The 15,133-nt window shown below is 61.9% G+C and carries 15 protein-coding genes; 6 read left to right on the top strand and 9 right to left on the bottom strand.

Annotation, left to right across the window (positions count from 1 at the left end; translation table 11 throughout):
• The first annotated feature begins 9 nt into the window (after positions 1–9).
• The gene (locus AWX27_RS08625; protein ID WP_080432949.1) at positions 10–810 is read left to right on the top strand and encodes an alpha/beta fold hydrolase; all 801 of its coding nucleotides are present in this window, start codon (positions 10–12) and stop codon (positions 808–810) included.
• A gap of 28 nt (positions 811–838) precedes the next feature.
• Here AWX27_RS08625 and AWX27_RS08620 read toward each other — a convergent pair whose 3' ends face one another.
• The 5 genes from AWX27_RS08620 to AWX27_RS08600 all read right to left on the bottom strand — a co-directional run bounded on the left by AWX27_RS08620 (position 839) and on the right by AWX27_RS08600 (position 4,955).
• Positions 839–1,564: a substrate-binding domain-containing protein gene (locus AWX27_RS08620; protein ID WP_080432950.1), complete on the bottom strand. Its 726-nt coding sequence runs from the start codon at positions 1,562–1,564 to the stop codon at positions 839–841.
• On the bottom strand, positions 1,557–2,336 hold the full coding sequence (locus AWX27_RS08615; RefSeq protein WP_060421054.1) for an ABC transporter ATP-binding protein: 780 nt from the start codon (positions 2,334–2,336) through the stop codon (positions 1,557–1,559). Before AWX27_RS08615 ends, AWX27_RS08620 begins: the two co-directional genes overlap by 8 nt.
• Positions 2,329–3,330, bottom strand: coding sequence for a FecCD family ABC transporter permease (locus AWX27_RS08610; RefSeq protein WP_049201062.1), 1,002 nt, complete (start codon positions 3,328–3,330; stop codon positions 2,329–2,331). The genes AWX27_RS08615 and AWX27_RS08610 overlap by 8 nt, the downstream gene beginning before the upstream one ends.
• Positions 3,327–4,376 (bottom strand): ABC transporter substrate-binding protein, encoded by a 1,050-nt coding sequence (locus AWX27_RS08605; protein ID WP_060421052.1) that lies wholly within the window; start codon positions 4,374–4,376, stop codon positions 3,327–3,329. The genes AWX27_RS08610 and AWX27_RS08605 overlap by 4 nt, the downstream gene beginning before the upstream one ends.
• A 186-nt stretch (positions 4,377–4,562) precedes the next feature.
• Positions 4,563–4,955, bottom strand: a complete 393-nt coding sequence (locus AWX27_RS08600; protein WP_060421050.1) for a hypothetical protein — start codon at positions 4,953–4,955, stop codon at positions 4,563–4,565.
• A gap of 354 nt (positions 4,956–5,309) precedes the next feature.
• Between AWX27_RS08600 and AWX27_RS08595 the strand changes: the two genes are divergently transcribed.
• The gene (locus AWX27_RS08595) at positions 5,310–6,338 is read left to right on the top strand and encodes a methyltransferase (RefSeq protein ID WP_060421047.1); all 1,029 of its coding nucleotides are present in this window, start codon (positions 5,310–5,312) and stop codon (positions 6,336–6,338) included.
• On the opposite strand, the gene AWX27_RS08590 is transcribed toward AWX27_RS08595, so the two are convergent.
• The 3 genes from AWX27_RS08590 to AWX27_RS08580 form a co-directional block, all read right to left on the bottom strand.
• Positions 6,335–7,258 (bottom strand): DUF7916 family protein, encoded by a 924-nt coding sequence (locus AWX27_RS08590; RefSeq protein WP_049201071.1) that lies wholly within the window; start codon positions 7,256–7,258, stop codon positions 6,335–6,337. The genes AWX27_RS08595 and AWX27_RS08590 overlap by 4 nt on opposite strands.
• Positions 7,259–7,329: 71 nt before the next feature.
• Positions 7,330–9,627, bottom strand: a complete 2,298-nt coding sequence (bglX, locus tag AWX27_RS08585) for a beta-glucosidase BglX (protein WP_060421044.1) — start codon at positions 9,625–9,627, stop codon at positions 7,330–7,332.
• Positions 9,628–9,739: 112 nt separating this feature from the next.
• A complete protein-coding gene (locus tag AWX27_RS08580; RefSeq protein WP_049272239.1) occupies positions 9,740–10,660 on the bottom strand; it encodes a LysR substrate-binding domain-containing protein in 921 nt (306 codons plus the stop codon).
• Between the two features lie 118 nt (positions 10,661–10,778).
• Between AWX27_RS08580 and AWX27_RS08575 the strand changes: the two genes are divergently transcribed.
• Positions 10,779–11,933: a pyridoxal phosphate-dependent aminotransferase gene (locus AWX27_RS08575; protein WP_060421041.1), complete on the top strand. Its 1,155-nt coding sequence runs from the start codon at positions 10,779–10,781 to the stop codon at positions 11,931–11,933.
• Positions 11,934–11,967: 34 nt separating this feature from the next.
• Positions 11,968–12,747 carry an ABC transporter substrate-binding protein gene (locus AWX27_RS08570; protein ID WP_060421038.1) on the top strand — a complete coding sequence of 260 codons (780 nt, stop codon included), beginning with the start codon at positions 11,968–11,970 and terminating at the stop codon, positions 12,745–12,747.
• Positions 12,748–12,781: 34 nt separating this feature from the next.
• On the opposite strand, the gene ddlA is transcribed toward AWX27_RS08570, so the two are convergent.
• The gene (gene ddlA, locus AWX27_RS08565) at positions 12,782–13,885 is read right to left on the bottom strand and encodes a D-alanine--D-alanine ligase (protein ID WP_060421036.1); all 1,104 of its coding nucleotides are present in this window, start codon (positions 13,883–13,885) and stop codon (positions 12,782–12,784) included.
• A gap of 168 nt (positions 13,886–14,053) precedes the next feature.
• Between ddlA and AWX27_RS08560 the strand changes: the two genes are divergently transcribed.
• Together AWX27_RS08560 and map are read left to right on the top strand one after the other, a co-directional pair.
• Positions 14,054–14,257, top strand: a complete 204-nt coding sequence (locus tag AWX27_RS08560) for a ParD-like family protein (protein WP_006324220.1) — start codon at positions 14,054–14,056, stop codon at positions 14,255–14,257.
• Complete coding sequence (gene map / locus AWX27_RS08555) at positions 14,254–15,048, top strand: type I methionyl aminopeptidase (RefSeq protein ID WP_060421031.1); 795 nt, start codon at positions 14,254–14,256, stop codon at positions 15,046–15,048. Before AWX27_RS08560 ends, map begins: the two co-directional genes overlap by 4 nt.
• Positions 15,049–15,133 lie beyond the last annotated feature (85 nt).

Raw genomic sequence — 15,133 nt, 5'->3', positions numbered from 1 at the left:
ATGCCAACGATGGGCAAATCCCTGCATTATCTCGACGTGGGCTCAGGCTTTCCGTTGCTGCTGGGCCACAGCTATCTGTTCGATCTGAACATGTGGGCACCGCAGTTCGAAGCGCTGGCGAAACGCTACCGCCTGATCGTGCCGGATCTCTGGGGCCACGGCGACTCACCGGCGCTGCCGGCCGGGCGAAACAGCCTGTCGGATATCGCCGCCGATCATTTGGCGCTGATGGATCATTTGGATATTGAAGAGTTCGGCATCGTCGGCCTGTCCGTCGGCGGCATGTGGGGCGCCGAACTCGCGGCGCTGGCGCCGGAGCGGGTCAAGGTGCTGGCGCTGATGGACAGCTATCTGGGCGACGAAACGCCGGAGGCGCGGCAGCGCTATATGGGCATGCTGGCAGCCGTTGAACAGGCCGGCGCCATCACTTCGCCGCTGCTGGAATACATCGCCGCGCAGTTTTATTCCGACGAAGTACCCGATGCGTTGTCGCAGCCATTGCTGGCCCATCTGCAGAGCCTGCCCGCCGATCGCCTGCGCGAGAGCATCGTCCCGCTGGGCCGGATGATCTTCGGTCGCCCCGACAAGCTGCCGCTGCTGAAAAACATCACCGCCGCCAGCATCGTCATCACCGGCGCGCAGGATAAACCGCGCCCGCCGGCGGAAGGCCAGCGCATGGCCGATCTTCTCGGCTGTCGGCACGTGCTGATCCCCAACGCCGGGCATATCAGCAACAAGGAAAACCCGGCGGCGGTCAACGAAACCCTGCTGGCGTTTCTGGCTGAAAACACTACCCCGCTGTTCTGGTAAGATTCCCCGGGCCGCCTGGCCCGGCGAGTCATTCCGCGCGCCGCATAAACCCGTGTCGGCTCAGGATTTCCTGCCCCTGTTCGCTCAAGATAAATGCGGCCAACCGCTGTGCGCCGTCATCCAACAGGCATAAACCGTAATCCGCCTCAATGTCCAGCGGCGGCGCCAACGGCCGCACCGCCAACGTCGGGTAGGCGGCTAAAGCCGGAGCATAGCTGGCGTAGCCGAGAAAAATATCCGCCTGCCCGCCGCCTATCAGATATTCCGCCGCCAGCCGGCCCGCCGGTACCGGGGCGGAATCCATACCGCCAACCAACGGCAGCGCCCGGCGGCGCAACGCTTCCCCTTGCCCCGGCCAGCATTGCTCACAGCGTTCGAAAAGCTGCTGCGCATAATCGCCGGAAGGATCTGCCCCCGGTGTCGAGGTGGCAAGGCGCCAGTGCGGATCGAACAGCACCTCCGGCAGCGGACGTTCGGTTAATGCCGGCACGTTGCGAACCGTCACGCAGAGCCGATTGCGCGCAAAAATCTGCACCGCCCCCGCGATACTGAGATCCGCCAGCCTTTGCGGGTGCGCCAGGTTGGCCGAAGCGAACAGCTGTGGCCGCTCACCATTCTCTATCCGTTGGCGCAACAACCCCGCCGGGCCGAATTCCGCCGTGACTTTTTGCCCGGCGTGCCGCTGAAATGCCGACAGCAGCGGCGCAAACGCCAGCCGCAGGCTGCCGGCGGCAAACAGCAGGATATCACTCATCATGTCGCTCCAGTTGGCTGCGATACAGCGGCACCAGCGTCGCGTAACGGCGGCCCGCCACCGTCAGCGGCACCCGTTCGATCGCCAGCTCGAACAGGGGCGACAGGGATTGCGCCGTTAACACCTCGCGGCAGGCCCCGAGCCGGCTGCGCCCTTCCTTGCCCAGCAGCAAAGCTCGATCGGCCACCGCGTGAGCATGGTTGGGCTGATGCGTGGAGAACACCACCGCCAACCGCTGCTCCCGCGCCAGGCGGGCCATCAGGCTCAATACCCGATCCTGGTAATGCAGATCCAGCGCCGAAGTCGGTTCATCCAGAATCAACACCTCGCAGCGCATCGCCAACGCGCGAGCGATCATCACTAATTGACGTTGGCCGCCGGATAGGCTGCCAAACTCACGCTCTGCCAGGTGCTGCAAATCCAACGACTGCAACGCTTCTCTCGCCAGCCGATGGTCCTCGGCTGACGGTGAACGGAACAGGCCGACATGGCGCGCCCGCCCCATCAATACGATATCCAGCACCCGATAGGCGAACGGCGGCGCAAAGTGCTGCGGGACAAAGCCCATCTCACCGTGGCGCTCAATCTCGCCGGATTGCGGCGTCAGGCTGCCTAACAACAGCTGCAGCAGCGTGCTCTTGCCACGCCCATTCGGGCCCAATACCGCCAGCACTTCGCCGCGCCGCAGCTGAATGTCCAGATGCTGGAACAGCGGTGCCCCGCCCGGCCAGGCGAAACTCACGCCCCTGGCGGCCAATAAGGTGTCAGTCATGCCAGCCTCTCACTTGCGCGCGGCGCAACAGCAGCGCGAACAGCGGCGCGCCAATCAGCGCGGTCAGAATGCCCAGCGGGATTTCGCTGCTGCTCAGCGTGCGCGCCAAATCGTCAATCAACAGCATGTACAGGGCCCCCAGGCAAAGCGAAGCCGGCAGCAGGCGCCGGTGATCCGGCCCCACCAGCCGCCTCGCCACGTGCGGGATCACCAAGCCGACCCAGCCGATGCTGCCGCTGACCGCCACCTGGGCGGCCACGATGGCGGCACACAGCGTCAAAATCAGCCAGCGGGTGCGCTCAACGTTGATGCCCAATGCACCGGCATCCTCATCGCCCAACGACAGCAGATTGATGCGCCAGCGCAGCGCCAACAGCAAGCCGCCGGCCAACAGCAAAGGCACAAACAGCATCAGCAGCTTTTGCCGATCGGCGGTGGCAAAGCTGCCGAGCAGCCAAAACACGATGCTCGGCAGTTTCTCTTCGGTATCCGCCAGATATTGCATCAGGCTGACGCAGGCGGAGAAAAAGCCGCTGAGGATCACCCCCGCCAGTACCAAAGAGAGAATATTGCGCCGCGCAATGGCGCTGGTGAGAGTGAAAATCAGCAGCAGCGCCGCCATGCCGAAAACAAAAGCCGACAGCAGCAGCGCCGCCAACGGCAGGCTGAGCAGGATAGCCAGCGTGCCGCCAAACGCCGCGCCGGAAGACACGCCGATAATATGCGGATCGACCAGCGGGTTGCGAAAGACGCCTTGCAAAGCCGCGCCACACAGGGCCAGCGCCGCGCCGGCGCCCATCGCCAACAGCACTCGCGGCACGCGCACACCCAGGATCACCTGGCGTTGGATAGCATCGATGCCTGCATAATGTTGCCCGGTGAACGGCTCCAGCAAAATCATCAGGCTGTGCGTCATCGGCACCTGAAAGCGGCCAACGCCGAGCGAAAACAGCGCGCAGCACAGCGTCAACAACGCCAGCCAGCCCAGCCTCATTGCCCGCTCTGGCAGCAGGTGGCGCGGTAATAACGTTGATAGTAAGCGTCGACCCGCTGCTGCAGATTGATATCGGCAAAGCGCTGCGGGTAAAGTTTTTTCGCCATCCACAACTCACCCAGCGCCATCGCCTCCGGCATCGGATATCCCCAGGCCTTGGCGTACTCCGGCATCAGGTAGACCCGCTTATTCTTCACCGCGTCGATCGGCTGCCACTGCGGTGACGTCAGGATCTGTTTCACCACGTCCGGGTAGCGCTCCTGCACGAAAATCACCGCCGGATCCCACTTCAGGACATCCTCGATAGAAACCTGTTTAAACCCCTGAATTTCCTTCGCCGCCACGTTGAGCGCCCCGGCGTGCCGCATCATCAACCCGGTATACTTGCCGGCGCCGTAGGTGGTGAGATCGGGGTTGGCCATATACACCCGCACCCGCCGATCTTCCGGCAGATCGCGCAGCCGTTCGGCGACCAGCGTGCGCTGCTGAATGACGTCCTTAATCAGGGCTTCGGCCTGAGGCTGACGCGACATCACTTCGCCGATCAGGCGAATGCCGTCCTGCATCCCCAGCGTATAGGCCCGATCTTCATCGCTCAGCTGGGGGTTCATTTTGCCCGCCTGATCGGCTGCCTCGCGGCGCAGCGAGACCGCCACCACCGGAATGCCCGCCCGTTCGATCTGCGCAATCATCTCCGGCGGCGCGTAGTTGGCCACGAATACCACCTGCGGATGCAGGCCGAGCAGGCTCTCGATGTTCACCGAAGTCAGATCGCCCGGCATCGGCAGGGTTGCCAACGTCGGCGCCAGCCGCAGGTAGTTTGGCCCCAGCTGCTTTTTCCAACTGCTGAGCACGCCGACCACCTGCGGCATCGCATCAAGCTGCACCAACAGGTTCAGCGTCTGGTGTTGCAGCACCACCGCGCGGGTGATGCGATCGGGCAACGTCACCTGGCGGTTGAGTTGATCGGTGACCTGGCGATCCGCCTGGGCGGCGGTGGAAAACAAAACAAGCGCCAACAGCAGGCGCGGGAGAAAGTTAAACATGGCAGTGACCGGTTGATTATCGTTGTATAGCAAATAATATAGCGATGAGCATGGCGAAACAATCAGCGGGATCAAACCGGATGCGGGTACTCGGGAGGTAAAACGAGGCGTGAATGCGATCCTGGAAGCGGATCCGCCGGTGCGGCGACGGATCCCATCGGCCCTGTAAGGGCGCGTGAAGAAGACTTATTGACCGATAGACGTCAGACCCTGGCGGATCCCTTCGTCAGCCTGCTGGCACCATGTCTGCAGCCCCTGCGGCGCTTCTTTTTCCAACGCAACCACTTTGCCGTCGTCGTTCAGCACATTGCCTTCACGGCCCATCGCTTCGCGCTTGTCGCCATCGCGGGTGTCGACGCCGCCGGGAATAGCCGCCACGTAGGCCACCATTTTCTTGGCGTTGTCGATGCTGTCGGCTTTCAGGAAGCCTTTATCGACGCAGTAAGACATCAGCCCGGCGGTATTGCGCGTGATGTCATAAACGTTTTTCAATGCGGCAGGATCCATCCCTTCAGCGTTAGCGGTGTTGAACAGGCCCAGAGTCGCGGCAATCATGCCGGTCAGAATGCTTTTTTTCATTGTTAACTCGTTTTAATAATGAAATAGTTAAGTTTTAATTATTCACAAAAAGAATGCGAACACCGCTACGGTATAACGGCGGCCTAGATTAGCACAACCCTAACGCGTTAATAACTGTGATTAAGTTAACCCCCAATAAAATAAAAACGCACGATAGGGTAATGACCCTCGCCCGGTATCATTTTTTCATGCTCGATATTGGCCGCGCTCAATTCATATTAAAAATAATCTCACCCAGGAATTATTTGCAACGGAAGTGTTGGCCTGCGGTCAATCGTGCTCCCGCCCTTTGCTAAAATCATAGGCGTGACATAGCCTGTTAAGACGCGCCATGCCTAGTGGGAGGGGATTCACATGAACTATTCCGTCCGGCCGCCGCAATGCGACGACAAAACCATTCTCGATATCACGATGAATTTATATCTCTATCCGGCGGTGCTTATCGCGCATCGCCTGGGCATCTTTGAATTTATTGCTTTGCACCCCCGCAACCTGACCGATATATGCGCTCAGGCCAATGTGGAAAGACGCCCGGCGGAAACGTTGGTCATGGCGTTATTGGCATTGAAATTGATAGACAGAGACGGTGAAACATTCTCTCTCACGCCGGAAGCGGAAACCTTTTTGTTAAAAAACAACCCGCATTATTTCGGCTACTTCTGGGATTTGATGGTTGAAAATAGCGAAATTTTCTCGCTGAAAAACCTGGAAAGCGCCATCAGAAAAAATACCTCGCAGGTGTACGGCGAGCAGGAGCTGTTTGAAACCCATACGCTCGACGCCGACAGAATGCGGCGGTTTACCCACGCCATGCACAGCCTGAGCATGGGCTCGGCCAGCGTTTGGCCGGCGCTGTTGCCCCTCGGTGCCTGCCGCGCGGCGCTGGATATCGGCGGCGCCTCCGGCGCCCATGCCATCAGCCTGGCGGCCCACTGGCCGACGTTGACCTGCACCGTGTTCGATCTGCCGGAGGTGTGCCCGCTCGCCGCCGACTACGCGCGCCATTACGGTCTCAGCCAGCGCATCGGCACCCACAGCGGCGATATGTGGCGCGATCCCTACCCGGCGGCGGATCTGCACCTGTACTCCAATATTTTCCACGACTGGCCGATGGACAAGAACCGCTTCCTGGCGCAAAAGAGCTATGCGGCCCTCCCGCCCGGGGGGAGGATCGTGATCCACGAAGTGCTGTACAACGATGACGGCGACGGGCCGCCTGCCGCCGCGGGGTACAGCCTGATGATGATGGGATGGACGCAGGGCCGCCAATACTCCGGCAGGGAAATCGGCGACCTGCTGCACGACGTCGGCTTCGGGCCTGCTCAGGTGCTGCCGTCGCTCGGCTATTTCAGCATCGTGACGGCGCAAAAGCCCCAGGCTTAGCGGTTCACCGAGCGCGCCATGCGGCTGTAGGTGTGGCGCACACCGCGAATCGCCACGCTGTAAGCGAAGATGTTTTCCGGCAGCGCCAGCCCCAGATAGCCGGTATCGCCGATATGGTGCAGGTCCGCCCCGGCCATTTTGCTCATCAGCGCAATCTGCCGCACGGTCTGCACGTCGGCCCCCTCTTGCGAGGTGCCGATCGCCGTCATCGCCAGCGCGCCCTGCCGCTGGGCAAAGGCGATCAGCGCCGCCACTTTCTCCTGCGACATGCCGGGAATGGTGCCCGGCGCCGGCAACAGCACGATATCCGCACCGTTCTCCACGAACAGCGCGATGTCCTGCTCGCCGATCAGCTGGCTGCCGCTTTCGCGCACGATACCGGCCCCGTGCATCTTGCCGGTCACCAGCACCATCTCGTCGCCCACTTCATCGCGAATCGCTTTCAGCGCGGCGGCGATCGCCTGATTGCTGACGCCGTTGTTCGGGTTGCCGGTCAGCACCAGCATGCGCGCGCCGAGCTGATACAGCTTGCGGGCATTCTCGGCGGTGGCGGCACGCCCCGCCGTCATCTGCCAGAAATCGTTATGTTCGGTGGCGAAGGCCGGATCGACGGCCTCCAGGTTCACCCCGATCACCCGCCCGGTCAGGCGCTGCAGCGTGCGCAGCGCCTCCTGCGGCGGCACGTCGGCGGGCAGGCCCGCGATGTGCGGATGGTCGACGTCGAACAGGTTCAGCAGCAGCAGGTCGGCGCCCTGGCTGGCCGCCAGCTCGGCGTTGGTGACGTTATTGAGCAGCGGCTGAGTGACCGCGATGGTTTCGCTGACCAAAATGCGCCCTTCGCTGGCGCGGATGGCATAGAGCAGGTCGGCTTTGCCGATATCGGCCAGATCGCTGGCGCTGCAGTCCAGATAGCGTTTCATGAGGCAAGCTCCGATGACGTTAGCGGGAATGGATGCCCCCTCGCTCAGCGCGGCGAACGAGGGGGACAGGGTTACTTCAGCGTAAAACTTTGCGCCTGCACGTTGTCGGAGTCCAGGCCGACGAACACGTTGAATTTGCCCGGCTCCGCCCCCCATTTCAGGCTGGCGTTGTAGAACTTCAGATCGTCTTCGCTAATCGGCAGCTCAACCTGCTGCGACTGGCCGGCCTTCAGCGTCACTTTCTTGAAGTTGCGCAGCTCTTTTACCGGCCGGCTGACCGAGGCGGTCACGTCCTGCAGATACAGCTGCACCACCGTGGCACCGTCGTACTTGCCGGTATTTTTCAGCGTGACGCTGGCGGTTAGCTTGCCGTTGCGCGCCATCGTCGGGCTGGACAGTTTCAGATCCGACAGGCTGAAGGTGGTGTAGCTCAGGCCGTAACCGAACGGATACAGCGGGCCGTTCGGCGAATCGAAGTAGCGCGAGGTGTACTTGCCCGGATTCTCCTTGCCGAACGGGCGGCCGGTGTTCAGGTGGTTGTAGTACATCGGGATCTGGCCGACCGAGCGCGGGAAGGTCATCGGCAGCTTGCCCGACGGGTTGTAGTCGCCGAACAGCACGTCCGCCACCGCGTTGCCGCCCTCGGTGCCGCTGTACCAGGTTTCCAGCATCGCGTCCGCCTGCTCGCTCTCCCAGCTCAGCGCCAGCGGCCGGCCGTTCATCAGCACCAGCACCAGCGGCTTGCCGGTGGCTTTCAGCGCGGCGATCAGATCGCGCTGGCTCTGCGGGATGGTGATATCGGCGCGGCTGGAGGCTTCGTGCGCCATGCCCTGCGATTCCCCCACCACCGCCACGACCACGTCGGCCTTGTTCGCCGCCTGTACCGCTTCGTCGATCATCTGCTGCGGCGAACGGGTGTCGAACGCCACCGCCGGCTCATACTCGTTCAAGTAGTCGATGATGCCTTTATCCTGCGTGACGTTGGCGCCCTTGGCGTAAAGAATGCGCGCCTTGTCGCCCACCGCCCGCTCCAGCCCTTCGCGCAGGGTCACCGACTGCTTGACCACTCCGGCGGCCGACCAGCTGCCCATCACGTCGCGCTGGCTGTCGGCCATCGGCCCGACCAGCGCGATGGTCGCCTGCTTGCTCAGCGGCAGCGTCTGCTTATCGTTCTTCAGCAACACCATCGTTTTGCGTGCCACCACCCGCGCCTCGGCGCGGTGCAGACGGCTTTCGGCGTTGGTGTCCTGCGGGTCGGAACCCGCCGGGCCCAGATGCACATACGGATCGGTGAACAGCCCCATGTCGTACTTGGTGTTCAGCACGTCGCGGCAGGCGCGATCGATATCGCTTTCAGGCACCAGCCCGTCTTTCACCAGACCCGGCAGGTATTTGTCGTAAAACTCGTCGCTCATGCTCATGTCGACGCCGGAGGTGATTGCCAGGCGTACCGCGTCGCGCGCGTCGGCGGCCACGCCGTGTTTAATCAGCTCTTTAATTGCGCCATGGTCGCTGATTGTGATGCCTTTAAAGCCCCACTGGTCGCGCAACAGGTCTTTCAGCAGCCACGGGTTGGCGGTGGCCGGCACGCCGTTCACCGAGTTAAGCGACACCATCACCCCGCCGCTGCCGGCATCCACCGCCGCTTTGTAAGGCGGCAGATAGTCCTGATACATGCGCAGCGGGCTCATGTCGACGGTGTTGTAATCGCGGCCGCCTTCGACGGCGCCGTACAACGCAAAGTGCTTAACGCTGGCCATCACCGAACCGGGCTTGGCCGGGTCGCCGTTTTGATAACCGTCGACCATCACTTTGGCGATTTTCGACACCAGCCAGGTGTCTTCGCCGAAGCCTTCGGAGACCCGGCCCCAGCGCGGATCGCGGGTGATATCGACCATCGGCGCGAAGGTCATGTTCAGACCGTCATCGCTGGCCTCCTGCGCCGCCACGCGGGCGCTGAGCGCAATGGCTTCCAGATCGAAGCTGGCCGCCAGCCCCAGGCTGATCGGGAACACGGTGCGCTGGCCGTGCACCACGTCATAGGCGAAGAACAACGGAATTTTGAGGCGACTGAGCTGCATCGCCTGATCCTGCATCACCCGAATGTCCGGGCGGGTGACGGTATTGAAGATGGCGCCGATCTGCCCTTTGCGGATGCCCTCGCGGATCGCTTCTTTCGGGTTATCCGGCCCGACGCTGATCAGCCGCAGCTGGCCGATCTTCTCTTCCAGCGTCATCTGTTTCATCAAATGGGACACGAAGGCGTCGCGCTGCTGGGTGTGAATGCCCTGCGTTATCGGCGTTTCCTGCGCAAAAGCCGGGCTGAGGGCCAGACCGGACAACATACTCACCACACAAAGCCATTTCATCTTGTTTTATCTCAGGCGTGTTTCCGCAGCCAAAGCCGCGAGGTTTAATCGGAGTGAAGAAACAGTTTGCCACACTCTGTTTCATCGCCAAGGGAATTCGCATCGGTAATGTTTACAAAGCATTACAGGTTATCGGCAGGTAATTCTGCAGCCGGGCGCGGCTGTCGGCGGCCTCCGCCGTCAGAAAATCGATCAGCGGCGCCAACGCCGGCGGCGGCGCCCCGCGTTCAGGATAGACCAGATAATAGGCCGCGCCGCTGCTGACGCAGAGCGGGAAAGGCGTGACGACGCGCCGCGCCTGAATATCCTCCTCCAGCAGACACAGATCGCCGATGGCGATGCCGAACCCCTGCAGCGCGGCGCTCATCGCCAGATCGAGAGTATCGAAATGCTGAGCCTTGCCGGACGGCAGCGCATCGGCCCCCGCCGCCTTCAGCCAGCGCAGCCAGTCGCGCCGATCGCGCGTCGGGTGCAGCAGGGTTTTGTCCGTCAAATCCGCCAGCCGGGGCGCCGGCGGCAGAAACGTCGGCGTGCAGACCGGCGTGAGGATTTCGTCGAACAGCAGGTGCGCGGCCAGCTTTTTACCCGGCGGCCGGCCGAATACCACCGCGGCGTCAAACTGCTCGGTGCTGAAATCCAGGCCGTGCGACACCGAGGCGGTCAGCTCGATATGCATGTCCGGCCGTTCATTCTGCAGGCGAATCACGCGCGGCAGCACCCAGCGCATCGCGCAGGTCGGGCATTTGATGCGCAGCGCCCCGGGCGGGGCGGCGGCCCGCGTCAGCGCCTCGTCCAGCTGCCCCAGCGCCTGCTGCACCGGCGCCAGCAGCTGCGCGCCCTGCGGCGTCAGCGCCAAACCGCGCGCCTGGCGGCTGAACAGCGGATAACCCAGGCGCTGCTCCAGCCCGAGAATTTGCCGGCTGACCGCCCCCTGCGTCAGGTGCAGCTCCCGGGCGGCATGGGTAAAGTTGAGGCGTTGCGCCACCACCACGAAGGTTTTCAACACGTCGAGCGACGGCAGGGATATCGGCATAGCGGGCCTCGAGTAGGTATGATCGTAGTGCATGGCAAGTATGACAAACTTTCCCTTGTCCGCCTACGCCGGCTGATGCTTAATCGCTCAACACTTCCCTGTTTGCCTGGAGCCCATCATGCAGAGCGCCTGTTCATCCCGCTCGAAGCTGCCGGACGTCGGCACCACCATTTTCACCGTCATTGGCCAACTCAGCGCAGAACATCAGGCCCTCAATCTGTCGCAGGGCGCGCCCAACTTCGCCGGCGACCCGCAGCTGATCGAGGCTACGGCGCAAGCCATGCGCACAGGTCATAACCAATACGCGCCGATGAGCGGCGTGGCGGCGTTACGTGCTGCTCTGGCGGAAAAAGCTGAACGATTGTATGGCGCACGCTATGACGCCGACGAAGAAATCACGGTGATCGCCAGCGCCAGCGAAGGGCTGTACTCGGCGATCAGCGCGCTGGTGCATCCCGGCGACGAGGTGATCTATTTCGAACCGGCGTTCGACAGCTATGCGCCGATCGTGCGCCTGCAGGGCGCCACGCCGGTGGCGATCAAACTGTCGCTGCAGGATTTTCGCGTCGACTGGGACGAAGTGGCCGCCGCCATCAACGGCAAAACGCGCATGATCATCATCAACACGCCGCACAACCCGACCGGCGCGGTGTTTGACGAGCACGACATCGAACGCCTGACCGCCCTGACCCGCGACACCGACATCGTGATCCTGTCCGACGAGGTCTACGAACACGTGGTGTTCGACGGCGAAATTCACCACAGCATGGCGCGCTATCCGCAGCTGGCGGAACGCAGCGTGATCGTGTCGTCGTTCGGTAAAACCTACCACGTCACCGGCTGGCGCGTCGGCTACTGCCTGGCGCCGGCGGCGCTGATGGACGAGATCCGCAAGGTGCACCAGTTTATGGTGTTCTCCGCCGATACGCCGATGCAACACGCCTTCGCCGCCGCGCTCGCCAACCCGCAGAGCTACCTGGGGCTGGCGGCGTTTTACCAACAAAAGCGCGATCTGCTGGCCAGCGCCTTGCAGGATTCTCGCTTTGAGCTGCTGCCCAGCCACGGCAGCTTCTTCATGCTGGCCCGTTTTAGCGGCTTCAGTCACGAAAGCGACAATGATTTCGCCGTACGCTTGATCCGCGAAGCGAAGGTGGCGACGATCCCGCTGTCGGCGTTCTACAGCGACGGCACCAATACCGGCCTAATCCGGCTGAGTTTTTCCAAAGATAACGAGACCCTGCTGGAAGGCGCGCGCCGCCTGAGCCAGGCGTAATTTTTTGTCCGACCATGGGAAAGGGGCACTGCCTATGAAAGCACTGAAAACGCTGTTCGCCGCCGGATGCCTGCTGGCCGCCGGCACTTCGCTGGCGGCGGAAAACAGCCTGCGCTTCGGCCTGGAAGCGCTGTATCCGCCGTTCGAATCCAAATCCGCCAGCGGCAAACTGGAAGGGTTCGACATCGAACTGGGCGACGCGGTATGCGCCGCCGCGCAGTTGAAATGCAGCTGGGTGGAAACCTCGTTCGACAGCCTGATCCCGGCATTGCAGGCGCGCAAGTTCGACGCCATCAACTCGGCGATGAACGTGACCGAACAGCGGCGTCAGGCGATCGCCTTTACCGACGCCATCTATCAGGTGCCGAACCGCCTGATCGCCAAGGCCGACAGCGGCCTGCTGCCGGACGCCAAATCGCTGGCGGGCAAACACGTGGGCGTGCTGCAAGGATCGATTCAGGAGATTTACGCCAAAACCCATTGGGCGCCAGCGGGCGTGGACGTGGTGTCTTATCAGGATCAGAATCAGGTTTACCTCGATCTGGCGGCCGGTCGGCTCGACGCCACGCTGGTGATGGCGCCGTCGGGGCAAAGCGGCTTCCTGTCGCAGCCGGACGGCAAAGGCTTCGCCTTCGTCGGCGAGGCGGTGCGCGACGACAAAATCCTCGGTGAAGGTATCGCCTTCGGCCTGCGTAAAGGGGATGAGGCGCTGAAGAAAAAACTGGATGCCGCCATCGCCAAAGTGAAACAGCAGGGCACGGTGGCGGCGCTGTCGAAGAAGTATTTCGGCGACATCGACGTGACGGTGAAGTGATAGACGGGGGCGGCACCGCCGCCCCCTCCCGCGTTTAGCGATCGAATACCGAACTGTTCAGCGCACGATCCTGCTGGTGGCGCTCCAGCGCCAATTCGATCAGGCGCGTGATCAGCGCCTGATAGCTGACGCCGCTGGCGGCCCACAGCTTGGGATACATGCTGATGTTGGTGAAGCCCGGCAGCGTGTTGATTTCGTTGATTACCACCTGGTTGTCCGGCGTCAGGAACACATCCACCCGCGCCAGTCCGAAGCACTCCAGCGTGCGGAACGCCTTCAGCGCCACCTCGCGGATGTGGTCGCTCACTTCCGGCGCGATTGCCGCCGGCACCACCACCTGAGCGCCCTGCTCATTGATGTATTTGGTGTCGTAAGAATAGAAGGCGTCGCTCAGCACGATCTCGCCGCACACGCTGGCCTGCGGATCGTCGTTGCCCAGCACCGCGCACTCGATCTCGCGGCCGACGATCGCCGACTCCACCAGCACCTTATGATCGAAGCTGAAGGCCAGCGATACCGCCGCGTCGAACTCGGCGCGGTTTTCCACCTTGCTGACCCCGACCGAGGAGCCCTGGTTGGCCGGCTTGACGAACAGCGGCAGGCCGAGGTGCTCGCTCAGTTGCTCAAACGTGGATCCGGCGCGGTTGGCGCGCGTCAGGGTGACGAACGGCGCCACCGCCAGGCCGGCGTCGCGCAGCAGGCGCTTGGTCACGTCTTTGTCCATGCTGACCGCCGAGCCGAGCACGCCGGCGCCGACGAACGGCATATTGGCCATGCGCAGCAGCCCCTGCAGCGAACCGTCCTCCCCCAGCGTGCCGTGCACGATCGGGAAGATGACGTCGAGCTGGCCCAGCGCGCCGGCGCTGCCCGCTTCGATCAGCTGCTGTTTTTCCTGGCCCGGGATCAGCGCCACGTTCTTGTTCGAGCGGTTCAGCGCGATCAGCGCCGGGTTCTCGGCGTTGAGCAGGTAGTTGGAGGCGTCGTTGATGTGCCACTGCCCCTGTTTGTCGATCCCCAGCAGCGTGACATCAAACTTCTCTTTGTCGATTGCATCCACAATGTTTTTGGCCGACTGCAGCGACACCTCATGCTCCGCCGATTTACCGCCAAAAATCACCCCAACACGTAGTTTAGTCACGCCTTAAATCCTTCTGAAAAATCATGGCAAAAAAGTCGTTCATCACAATAAACGCATTGTCTGGCGGCGGCAATCGTTGTTGCCAGAATCTTCTTACGCCACAGAATGCCACATCGCCACCATCCAAAGCGTATACACTTCGTATATCGTTCACTTAGGGAGACGCCGATGGGCATCGTAAAAATTTCGGACGCGCTGCATGACGATCTGCGCCTCGCCAGCCTGACCATGACGCGTTCGATCAACGCGCAGGCCGAGTACTGGATCAAGATCGGCATGCTGGCGGAGTTCCATCCGGAACTGACCTACCCGCAACTGGTAAAAAAAATGATGAAAGATAATGCGCTGACGCTGAAGGAGATTGTCGGGTGAAACAGATTGTGATTAAAACGCCGGAAGAGATTGCCAAAATGCGCCATTCCGGCGCCCTGCTGGCGAAAGTGTTTGCTATGCTCGATGAGGTTATCGTCGAAGGCATCTCCACCATGGAGATCAACGACCGCGCCGAGGCGTTTATCGTCGACGAGCTGAAGTCGCGCCCGGCCAGCAAAGGGCAGTATGATTTCCCCTATGTGCTCAACACCTCAATCGACGAGGTGGTGTGCCACGGGGTGCCGTCGGCCAGCAAAATCCTGCGTTCCGGCATGATTATCAACGTAGACATCACGCTGGAAAACGGCGGCTATATCGCCGATTCCAGCAAGATGTACTGCATCGGCCAGGTGACGCCGCTGGCTAAACGGCTGGTGAACAACGTCTATGAATCGATGTGGCAGGGCATTCGCGCGGTGAAACCGGGCGCGACCCTGGGCGATATCGGCCATGCCGTCCAGCGGCACGCCGAGCAGGCCGGCTACAGCATCGTGCGGGAGTATTGCGGCCACGGCATCGGCCGCGATATGCATGAAGAGCCGGCGGTGTTGCACTACGGTCAACCCGGCAGCGGTATGGTGCTGCAGGAAGGCATGGTGTTCACCATCGAGCCGATGATCAATCAGGGCGACCGCCGCATCAAGCAGAAGAAAGACGGCTGGACGGTGGTGACGCGCGACAAAAAACTGTCGGCGCAGTGGGAGCACACCGTGGCGGTCACCGCCGACGGCGTGGAGATCCTGACGCTGCGCGACGAAGAGCGCCGGGCCGGCTACGCCGAACGCTACTAAACCCGCAAGCCATTAGCCTGGCAAGCTGATAGCTTAATAAGTTATTTAATTGATAGCCTCTTAGCTTATATGCGGCACTCCGGCG

The organism is Serratia sp. 2880STDY5682894, assembly GCF_001537385.1.
GTDB lineage: Bacteria > Pseudomonadota > Gammaproteobacteria > Enterobacterales > Enterobacteriaceae > Serratia > Serratia nevei.
This window is presented reverse-complemented; position numbering and strand designations above follow the sequence as displayed.